This window comes from Candidatus Thermoplasmatota archaeon, from assembly GCA_030018475.1.
Classification (GTDB): domain Archaea; phylum Thermoplasmatota; class JASEFT01; order JASEFT01; family JASEFT01; genus JASEFT01.
On the sequence record JASEFT010000047.1, the window covers coordinates 1 to 10,007 of the forward strand.

At 37.4% G+C, this 10,007-nt stretch carries 12 protein-coding genes and 1 tRNA gene; 8 read left to right on the forward strand and 5 right to left on the reverse strand.

All coding sequences use genetic code 11. The features are described from left to right. On the forward strand, nt 1-399 hold a 399-nt coding region (locus tag QMD21_06190), incomplete at its 5' end, for a hypothetical protein (GenBank protein ID MDI6856354.1). Between the two features lie 247 nt (nt 400-646). On the opposite strand, the gene QMD21_06195 is transcribed toward QMD21_06190, so the two are convergent. Beyond that, nucleotides 647-865 carry a transcriptional regulator gene (locus QMD21_06195; GenBank protein MDI6856355.1) on the reverse strand — a complete coding sequence of 73 codons (219 nt, stop codon included), beginning with the start codon at nt 863-865 and terminating at the stop codon, nt 647-649. A 101-nt stretch (nt 866-966) separates the two neighbouring features. Here QMD21_06195 and QMD21_06200 point away from each other — a divergent pair, with 101 nt between their 5' ends. Next, entirely contained in the window at nt 967-1,854 is an 888-nt protein-coding gene (locus QMD21_06200) for a GRP family sugar transporter (GenBank protein MDI6856356.1), read from the forward strand. A gap of 16 nt (nt 1,855-1,870) precedes the next feature. Then, nucleotides 1,871-2,932, forward strand: a complete 1,062-nt coding sequence (locus QMD21_06205; protein ID MDI6856357.1) for an MFS transporter — start codon at nt 1,871-1,873, stop codon at nt 2,930-2,932. Here the strand turns inward: QMD21_06205 and QMD21_06210 are convergent. Then, nucleotides 2,919-3,248, reverse strand: a complete 330-nt coding sequence (locus QMD21_06210) for a hypothetical protein (protein ID MDI6856358.1) — start codon at nt 3,246-3,248, stop codon at nt 2,919-2,921. The two genes, QMD21_06205 and QMD21_06210, sit on opposite strands and share 14 nt — an antisense overlap. 84 nt (nt 3,249-3,332) lie before the next feature. On the opposite strand from QMD21_06210, the gene rqcH reads away from it, so the two are divergent. Beyond that, nucleotides 3,333-5,213, forward strand: coding sequence for a ribosome rescue protein RqcH (rqcH, locus tag QMD21_06215; GenBank protein ID MDI6856359.1), 1,881 nt, complete (start codon nt 3,333-3,335; stop codon nt 5,211-5,213). A gap of 3 nt (nt 5,214-5,216) precedes the next feature. Here the strand turns inward: rqcH and QMD21_06220 are convergent, their stop codons facing one another. Next, nucleotides 5,217-5,348 carry a hypothetical protein gene (locus QMD21_06220; GenBank protein ID MDI6856360.1) on the reverse strand — a complete coding sequence of 44 codons (132 nt, stop codon included), beginning with the start codon at nt 5,346-5,348 and terminating at the stop codon, nt 5,217-5,219. Between the two features lie 60 nt (nt 5,349-5,408). Continuing rightward, nucleotides 5,409-5,531: transfer RNA gene (locus QMD21_06225), tRNA-Arg, on the reverse strand. A gap of 100 nt (nt 5,532-5,631) precedes the next feature. On the opposite strand from QMD21_06225, the gene QMD21_06230 reads away from it, so the two are divergent. The 4 genes from QMD21_06230 (at nt 5,632) to QMD21_06245 (ending at nt 9,239) form a co-directional block, all read left to right on the forward strand. Further along, a complete protein-coding gene (locus QMD21_06230) occupies nt 5,632-7,830 on the forward strand; it encodes a CDC48 family AAA ATPase (protein MDI6856361.1) in 2,199 nt (732 codons plus the stop codon). Between the two features lie 7 nt (nt 7,831-7,837). Next, the gene (locus QMD21_06235; protein ID MDI6856362.1) at nt 7,838-8,077 is read left to right on the forward strand and encodes a PRC-barrel domain-containing protein; all 240 of its coding nucleotides are present in this window, start codon (nt 7,838-7,840) and stop codon (nt 8,075-8,077) included. Nucleotides 8,078-8,178: 101 nt separating this feature from the next. Beyond that, the gene (locus QMD21_06240; GenBank protein ID MDI6856363.1) at nt 8,179-8,778 is read left to right on the forward strand and encodes a hypothetical protein; all 600 of its coding nucleotides are present in this window, start codon (nt 8,179-8,181) and stop codon (nt 8,776-8,778) included. Then, a complete protein-coding gene (locus QMD21_06245; GenBank protein MDI6856364.1) occupies nt 8,775-9,239 on the forward strand; it encodes a DUF2240 family protein in 465 nt (154 codons plus the stop codon). Before QMD21_06240 ends, QMD21_06245 begins: the two co-directional genes overlap by 4 nt. Nucleotides 9,240-9,242: 3 nt before the next feature. Here the strand turns inward: QMD21_06245 and rpe are convergent, their stop codons facing one another. Next, nucleotides 9,243-9,896 (reverse strand): ribulose-phosphate 3-epimerase, encoded by a 654-nt coding sequence (rpe, locus tag QMD21_06250; protein ID MDI6856365.1) that lies wholly within the window; start codon nt 9,894-9,896, stop codon nt 9,243-9,245. Nucleotides 9,897-10,007 lie beyond the last annotated feature (111 nt).

Here is a 10,007-nt window from a genome sequence, read left to right on the forward strand (position 1 = left end):
ATTGTAACCACAATTTTGCTACTTTATTTCATTTTTGTATGGCACTCTGCGAAAATGGAACCACCACCAAGTCACCCCGCTGTAGCAGGATATATGGAAAAAGTGGATGGGAATTATAACCTTACAATTCTTGATGCATATAATCCTGGTCGTGGTTTAGATGATGTTGAAGTGCTGATATTAAACAATTCACGTCATGTCATTTTTCGCCAGTTACTAAATTATTTAGTAGATAACGAAAGTTCTGACATTGTTTTTTATGATAAAGATAAGGATAATGCAGTCTCTAAAGGGGATGTTCTTACCATCAAAAGTAATGTTGTTTCTCAAGCTTATGAATTGAACTTAATTTCTATCTCAAAAAACTTTGTTTCCTACTTATACATATGGAGGGATTGATGTTGAAATTTCAATTAAGCCAAAATGTGCAATTATACGGTCAAAACGATTATAACGACCTAGCCCCATTAGATTACGATATGGATGGAGAGGAACGTATGTAAAATAACTGTATTTTAATCACCTCTTTTCCGAACGTGTGATTTTCATACCTTCTCTCAACGAGAGGGGTTTTGAGGATTTTACGAGCGCCCTATAAATTGTATTTTTAGGAGAGCCTCCGTATTACATAATTGCCGTCTCTTTTTTACTTGACGAGATAATAGCCTGCGACTTTCTCCCTTGCCTTCCTTCTGGCAAAACCTTTCTGCACAAGCTCTTGTAAAGCACTTAAAACGAAATTTTTAGGCATTCTTGCCATACTAACAATTCTATCGACGTTAGCCATTTTATCTTCGCTAGTAATTCCAGCTTCTTTCATTGCTTTATAAACTTTATCAGCTCTCTCGCTCAGCCCTTCGGTCATACTCTCTCTTTTCCGTCTTTTTTGAAAACTCTAATAACTTTCTGCCTATAAATATTTAACCAGAAACTCTTTTTAGTGAATCGAGCATTTACAGTTTGCAAATGGAATATTTCTGCTTGATAATAATTATAATCTCGTCTTTTCTTTTCGGCTCGCAGTTCGTGCCTAAAAAATTTTCAAAAGTCAATGAAATTATTTACTGCGCTGCGATGAGCTCAGGTATATTTTTAAATGCGCTTGTCTTGACTTTATTACTGACTTTTAAAAGCTACAGCTTCAGCTATTCCTATCATTCTTTAGTTATATGCTTTGTTGCAGGCTTTGTCTGGCTATTCGGCAACGTTTTACTTATCTATGCAGTAACTAGAATAGGTATTGCAAGACCTTTTGTAATTTTGAATTTTACTTCTGTAATATCATTTTTCGGCGGGATTATATTTCTAAGAGAATATGCAGGACTTTATTCCCTTATTCAAGCTTTTATTGCAATGCTGATAATAATCGCTGGTTGCATAGTCATTACAGAAACTATTTCAAAAGCTCGCAAGCATTCAAGGATAGGCATTGTTGCTGCATTCAGTTCAAGTATATTCTTCGGCATATTCAATATTTTAGTAGTGCATTCAGTCAACATTCTAAAATTAGATGTAGTACTTGCAGCACTTTCACTTTCTTCAGGCTCTTTATTAGCGTCCATCAGCTTTCTTATAGTTAGCAGAAAATTTTTGGATTATCTAACCACGAGTGGTAGGGAACAATCACTCGGCATTGTGGGAGGTATAATCTGGGGTCTTGGTAATATTACCTCTCTTTATGCACTTAAAACACTCGGCCTTTCTATAGGCATACCAATACTCATGGGGTTGATTACATTCTTTTCAGCGTGCTGGGGAATTATTGCTTTCAAAGAGCTCGAGCGTAGCGCAATACCTAAGTTTATACTTGGAGCACTGTTGACTTTAGGAGGAGTAGTTTTAATAGCTCTATAGATTTTTTCCGTTATTTATGAGATCCAACGCATTACTATTTCTAAGTAACTTTGCACTATCTAGCACTTTTATATTAATTCCACTTTTTGCAAAAGAGCTTAAAGCAAGCGACTTAGAGCTTGGAGTTACAGGTTTAGCTTACGGGAGCTCTGTTTTCCTAGCTTCTTATATCTTCGGTAGAGCCTCAGATATCTACGGTAGAAGAATATTTTTGCTGTCTGGTTTGCTAGCAAGCTCACTAGCTTTTATTTTGCAAATTTTCGCTTTCAACGCCCTCGCCTTAATTATTGCAAGATTTATGGTTGGATTTTGTGTAGGTATCTATCCTCCTTCACTTATAGCTTATGTGGCTGAATCTAAAAAGCGTATGGGCAAATTCGCATCTTACGGCTCTTTAGGTATGGGCGCAGGTACTCTCGTAGCAGGCATTATCGGTATTTACTGGCAGGTATTTCTACTAGGCTCTCTACTCTTTGTTATTGCTTTTATAATGGCTTTAACCCTTGAGGAAAGCAAGAAACAAATTATTCACGTACCATTATTTCCTAAAAAAGTATTAAAAGAAAACCTTGCTGTTTACTCGGCATTCTTTTTAAGGCATACTGGTGCTAGTGCAGTCTGGATAATATTCCCAGTCTATCTTTCAATTCTAGGTGCTAGCAAAGCATGGATAGGCGCAATCTATGCACTCAATGCACTTTCGCAATTTGTTTTTATGCAACTAATTGATAAATTCAAAAGCTCAAAGTTAGTCGCTACAGGACTAATCTCATCAGGAATAACTTTTATCAGTTTCTTTCTGGTACAGAATTTCTATCACATATTTTTACTGCAATTATTGCTCGGCTTTTCATGGGCTTGCTTATATGTAGGCTCTCTTAAATTCGTTACAGAAAGAACTTTAGAAAAAGCCACAAGCGTTGGTTTGCTAAATTCGGCATGGAGTATTTCGACAGTTCTAGGACCTTTTTTAGGTGGCGCACTAGCTCAAGTTTTGGGCTACAGAAATGTAATTTTGTTTGCAGTAGCTATGTGCTTTATAGCGCTTTCAATGTTTAGAGTAGCTAAACGTTACTAAACACACTCCAGAATATAAGCCATGTAATCAGATACACAAAGCTATGGCTAAGCCATGCTTTCTTATCTAGCTTTGAAATGTCTATTTTGACTCCTAAAAACAAGAATCTAATCCCAAAAATACCTAGTAAGCCGACTGCAACTGCAGCTACAAAGCTTATCTTATGTAGTAATAAAGATATTAATGCAAATAGTACTGCATACCCAAGAACAAGTAGCGATTGCTTCACATCAGCGAACTCTTTTCTAATATATTCCTTTTCGTCAAAATCAGGAATTGCAAATTTGTATTTCTCTTTTTCCGCTTTTTTTGCCATAACAGCTAACTAGGATAATATTCTGAGAGTTAAAAGTCTTTTCGTAATTTTATTATACATGATGCATATTATGAAAAAGGGAAGATGGAACGAAAAGAACAGCTTTCAAGTTTAGATTTTGGTGTTTTGGTAAAGGAATTGCAAGCGCTAATTAACAGTCGAGTAGATAAAATTCATCAAATTAGCAATCAAGAATTATTAATAAGGCTAAGGGCTAAGGATCGTAAAATTAATTTATTTATTAATACCCTTGGCTGGGTTTTTGTTGTAAGTAAAGGAGAAAAGATAGCTTTGCCTAGCGCGCTTAGCGATTTTGCATTGGGCTTGAGAAAATATATTGCCAATGGCATAATAACGAAAATTGTACAGAAAGATTTTGATAGAATAATAGAACTAGAAATTAAGAAAGCAAATGCAAACTACAAGCTTGTTTTAGAACTTTTTGGTAAAGGTAATGTTGTGTTAGTGCATGAAAATAAAGTTTTATTATGCGCTTCAAAGCTGGTTCGGCGGCATCGCATAGTAAAGCCTTCTTCAGAATATCTATACCCTCCAAGTAAAATTTCTATTCTCAGAGTTTCAGCTGAAGATTTTAAGTCGCTACTGAGCTCAAAAAGAAGTATTGCAAGTATATTGGTCTCTGACTTCAATCTTTCTAAAATTTACGTACAAGAAGCTTGCCAGCTGGTAAATATTGATCCCAGAGCAATTGCAAACTCTTTGGACGTCGATAAAATAATTTCTCTGTATAATAAGATTAAGGAATTAGTCGAAGGAAGCGCAAAGCCCAGAATTGTTTTTAAAGATGGAAAGCCTCTAGACGTTGTACCTATACCACTATCTTTATATGATAACTACGAATTTAAAGAACTCAGTACCTTTAATAATGCAGTTGAAGAGTTTTACTGGCTACTCCAAAAAGAGTTAGAAGAGGAGAAAGAAAAGGCAGCGCTAAAAAAAGAGTTAGAAAAACTACAGTACATATTAAGTGCGCAGGAACAAAAACTTATAGATTATGAAAAAGAAGCTATTGATGGCAAAGAGTTTGGGGATTTGATTACTGAGAATTATTTAGAGCTTGAAGAATTGCTCAAAAGAATTGCTCGTAACGAAGATGTTAGCAAATTTAGAGTATCAGAGCTTAACAAGAAGGAAGGCTTCGTTGAGGTGGTAATAAAAAACAAAAAGCTGAAATTAGATTTGAGAAAGAGCGCTTTTGAAAATGCAGCACATTATTATCAACTCAGTAAAAAAGCGAAGCGCAAGGCGAGCTCAGTCAAAAACGCTATCTTAGAAACGGAGCAAAAAATCGAGAAATTGGGAAAAGAAGCGCCGAGTGCAGTAAAAGAGCCCATAGAAAAGAAAAAATTCTGGTTTGAAAAATACAAGTGGTTTATCACAAGCGATAATGTTCTAGTGCTTGCAGGTAGAGATGCAGGGAGCAACGAAAGACTTGTAAAAAGGCACTTAAAGGCTGACTGCGCTTATGTGCATGCTGAAGTGCATGGCGCACCTAGCGTTGTTGTAAGAGGAAGAAGTGATACTGCGCTAAAAGAAGCTTGCGAATTCGCATTACTTCATTCTAAGGCATGGAGCTCTAAACTTGCTAGTGGCGACGCTTATTGGGTTTTAGCACATCAAGTGAGCAAATCTGCGAAAGCTGGCGAATACGTTCCAAAAGGCGCTTTTGTTATTACAGGCAAAAAGAACTATTTTAGAAATTTGAATGTAAGCGCAGGTATCGGATTGATAAAAATAGATGGTATTGATAATGTAATGTGTGCTCCAGCAGCTACAACACAGAAAAAATGCACTAGCTATGTTATTTTCGAGCCAGGTGTAGTTGACAAGCAAGAATTTGCTAAAAAAGTGGCGAAGGCTTTCAATATTGATATTGAAAAAATAATGAGAATTTTACCGCCCGGAAGTGTGAAAGTTCTGGAATGTAAAAATATTAGATTATAATTTTTATTTCAATCCTGCACCGCAATTAGGACATTTTACAGCGGTTGCTTCAAATAAACTCTGCTTTAACTCAAAATTCAAACTTTTAAAATAATCTATAACTTTGTCATAAATAACATCAATCTCCCCCCTCAACTTTCAGCTCTTTTGTGAATATTATCTAAGCAACAATTGCCTTCGGAATATAAATATTAGTGGTGCCCGAGCCGGGATTTGAACCCAGGTCGGGAACTTTCCGCTAGAGCTTTTTCTTCTCTTGAGAAGAGAATAAAAAGGGCTACCGCAGGCTCCCAGGATATCCAGCTACCCTACTCGGGCTTTTTAATATATTAATATTACGAGTAATAAACTTTAGCAAACTTGCACAAACCCAGGAGTGATAAATTTTAATATTTTGCACACTAATTATACACCAATTATGACAGAATTGATACTTAAAGTTTCAGAGGCGCTGAGTAAAGAGGAAGTAGGGCATGGGAGGGCAAGACTTGATACTATCTCAAGGCAGAAGTTAGGAGTCAATGTCGCTGATGTAGTTGAAATAGTTGGCAAGAAAACTACGTGCGCTACTGTATGGCGCTCTGTACCTGAGGACGAAGGCAAAGGGATAATAAGAATCGATGGGTTAATACGCGAGAATGCAGGAGCATCCTTGGGCGACAAAGTCAAAGTTAGTAAGGCTGAGGTAAAGCCAGCTGAAAATATTTCTTTAGCACCTGTAATTTCAGAATATCAAAGAATAAGGTTTGGCGCAGGAATAGAAAGTGTGGTTAAAAAAGGTCTACTGAGAAGAGCTCTAGTTAAAGGCGATACCATAATAGTGCCTGGAATTGCGCTAATGGGAGGTGCTCTACCTTTTACAGTTGTACAAACCTCTCCTAGAGGTATTGTTCAGATTACTGAAGACACTAGGATTACTGTAAAAGAGGAGCCTGTAAAAGAGCTAGAGAAAATACCTAAAGTTACTTACGAAGACATAGGCGGTCTCAAAGAAGAGTTGCTGAGAGTGAGAGAGATGATTGAATTACCTTTAAAGCACCCAGAACTTTTCGATAGACTAGGTATAGAGCCTCCAAAAGGAGTTTTGCTGCATGGACCGCCAGGCACTGGTAAAACGTTAATTGCAAAGGCAGTTGCAAATGAAAGCGGCGCCAATTTCTACTCTATTTTAGGCCCTGAGATAATGTCAAAATTCTACGGCGAAAGCGAAGCCAGACTAAGGGAGATATTTGGAGAAGCTGAGAAGAATGCACCTTCAATCATATTCATTGACGAAGTTGATTCTATTGCGCCTAAACGCGAAGAAGTTACTGGCGAAGTAGAAAGAAGAGTAGTTGCTCAGTTGCTTAGTTTGATGGATGGCTTAAAAGCAAGGGGTAAGACTATAGTTATAGCTGCTACTAACAGACCTGATGCTGTCGATCCAGCTCTGCGCCGTCCAGGGCGTTTCGATCGCGAAATTGAGATAGGTGTACCTGACAGAGCTGGTAGAAAAGAAATAATGCAAGTGCATACTCGCGCAATGCCGCTGTCTAAAGATTTTCAGCTTGACTATTTTGCAGATGTGACTCACGGATTTGTAGGCGCTGATTTAGCAGCACTTGCCAGAGAGAGTGCAATGAGAGCTCTTAGGCGTTATTTGCCTGAAATAGATTTAGATAAACCAATACCTGCAGAACTGCTTGAGAAAATGGAAGTAACTAATGACGATTTTAAGGAAGCTCTTAAAGGTATAGAGCCTAGTGCGCTAAGAGAAGTTTTTGTTGAAATACCTAAAGTAGGCTGGGAAGGTGTAGGAGGCTTAGAAGAGATCAAGCGCAAGCTGAGAGAGGCTGTAGAACTGCCTTTAAAGGACCCGGAAGCTTTTAAAAGGCTTGGTATAAAGCCTCCTAGAGGTATTTTACTTTTCGGAGCGCCTGGCACCGGCAAGACTTTACTTGCCAAAGCAGTAGCTACAGAGAGCGAGGCTAACTTTATTTCTGTTAAAGGTCCTGAGCTTATCTCTAAATGGGTAGGGGAATCAGAAAAGGGCTTGCGCGAAATATTCAAGAAAGCGAAGCAAGCCGCGCCTTGTATTGTATTTCTGGATGAGCTCGATGCAATAGCTCCGCGAAGGGGCTACGGCTATGGCGAAGCCCACGTTACAGAGCGCATGGTAAATCAATTATTAACCTCAATGGATGGCCTTGAGAGCTTAGAAAATGTGGTTGTTATAGGCGCAACTAACAGACCTGATATATTGGATACTGCTTTACTAAGAGCAGGTAGATTTGACTGGGTACTGCATATTCAAGCGCCTGACGAAAAGGCAAGACTTAAAATATTACAAATCCATACTAAGAACATGCCTCTCAAAAATGTGAATCTTGAAGAGCTAGCTAAAAAAACAGAAGGTTACGTTGGCGCTGACCTAGAAGCGTTATGCAGAGAGTCTGCAATGATTGCATTACGAGAAAATTTAGAGGCAAATGTAGTTACAGGCCAGCATTTTGAGAAAGCCATACAAACAGTAAGACCTTCTGTAACTAAAGAGACTATTGAGTATTATAATAGAATTGCTAAAGAGCTTACAAGTGGTGTTAAGAAGAAAGAGGAAATAGGAGTGGGATATAGGTGATAGAAAAATGAAAATATTCGCAACAGCGTTAAAAGGGAAAAGGGTACTGACTACGGAAGGCGAAGAGCTTGGCGATGTTGAGAGCATAGTGGCAGATATTAAGAGCGGTAGCCTAGAACATCTAGTGGTAAGACCTATTGAGACAGTTGACGCTAGACTTTTCAAAACAGACAGTGAAGGGCGTTTGGTGCTACCTTTTTCAGGCATAAAGTCTATAAAAGACGTTGTTATAATGGAGCTAAAGTAGAAGTAAACTCAGCGACAATGGGCTTCTCGACGAGATCTCTCGTTGAATCTATCAGCTGAGTTTAAGTAAGCTCATAAACTGAGAATCGTTTGTAGTGCTTTGTGGCTTTAGAAATCATACCTCTGGTTCAGCTGCTAAAGAAGAATATAATTATCAATGAAAGAGCCCTTAAATTAAATGATGCTCTAGAGCTAATAAAAAAACTTGAGTTTACAAGAATTTATGCACTTGATATCAAAGGGCTGTTAAAGGGCAAACCTTCTTTTGAAGCTATTAAGAAAATAGGGGCTGCTAAATCGCTGTGGCTGGAGTCAAGCGCTAGGACATGCGAGGATTGTATTGACTTGATTATCGCAGGTGCTGAGAATGTAGTAATTAACCCTGCTATCGTACCGTTAAAAAATTTAGAATATTGCGCTAAAGTTACTAGAAACATTATTATCAAGCTAGAATTTAACGAAGAGAACGAAGTTATAACAAGTGAAAAGCGCAAACTGCATGATATTATTGAAATTGCTAAAAACGCTCAAATAGAAAATTTGATAACAGCGCAAAAAAACTTAACTCGAAATGTTATTGATGTTTTTGCAAATAATAATTTAAGATCCTATATCCTATGTACTAAGAGCGAGCTAGCTAAATTTAGCGATTGGAAGCTCAGCGGAGCTGTAATTCCTTTAGAGGAGGTTGCTAAGATTTGAGCGCTTTAGAGCAAACTATTGCTTATATATTCAAAAGGAAAGGCAAGCAAGAAATGAGTGTAAAAGATTTTATCTATTCACTTTCTATAGATTTGCATTGGTTTTCGCCCGATGAATGTAAGAAGCTGCTCAATATATGCATAAAATCAAATTTAATTATTGAAGAGAACGATACAATAAAGCCTAATTTTGCAATCGAGAACATTTCTATTCCTCTAGAATTCAAGCCTACCAAAGAAATTTTAGAGTACAAAAAAGATTTGTTTATAGAGCTTGTGAGAGAGCTTGAAAGCGTTACTAAGTTAGATAAGAAAGCTATAGTAGCAGAAATTAATAAACTGCAGAGCGAGCTTAATATTGAGATTGAAGTTGCTGCTTTGCTACTTGCTAAAAAGCATAATATTGATATCTCATATTATATCAAAGAGCTCGAAAATGTAATAGCTGAGAGAGCGCAGTAAAAATTAACAAGAAGCTGCTCTCAGAGTCCTAATATTTTCTGCTATATTGCCTGTAAAGATAAAAGAGCCTGCAACTAAAATATCAGCTCCTGCTTTTATAACTGATTTAGCAGTACTCAAATTAATGCCGCCATCAACTTCTAACTCTATGTTGAGCTTCTCTCTATCAATAACTTTGCGCGCATGCTCCAGCTTAGGAATAACGCTTGGCATAAACTTCTGGCCTGCGAAACCCGGCTCTACAGTCATTATTAGAAGGACATCTATTTTGTTAAGAAATTTAAGAGCTTTTGAAAGCTTCGTTGCAGGATTGATAGCTAAACCTCTTTTTAGATTGTAGCTCTTGATTAGCTCTAACGCCTTGCTAATATTACCTTTCGATTCTAAATGAACTGTGATAATATCGCATCCTGCCGACTCAAACTGAGAAACTAACTTCTCAGGATACTGTATCATTAAATGCACATCGAGAGGTATTCTAGTAATGCTTCTAAGCGCTTTAACGAAGCCTGCGCCAATTGTAATATTCGGTACGAAATGCCCGTCCATAACGTCAACATGTATAAGCTCAGCATTCGCATTTTCTAAAAATTTTAGCTCTTCGCCAAGTTTAGCAAAATCAGCTGAAATTATTGAAGGCGCAATTTTTACTGCCATCTTTCGTAAAGATAATTGACTTACTACCAAAAAAAATTATTGGCTAAATAATGTTGTTTTGAATATAAAAAGCTGACGCTCGGTTTTTAAATTTTTCTGCAACAGTTCGTA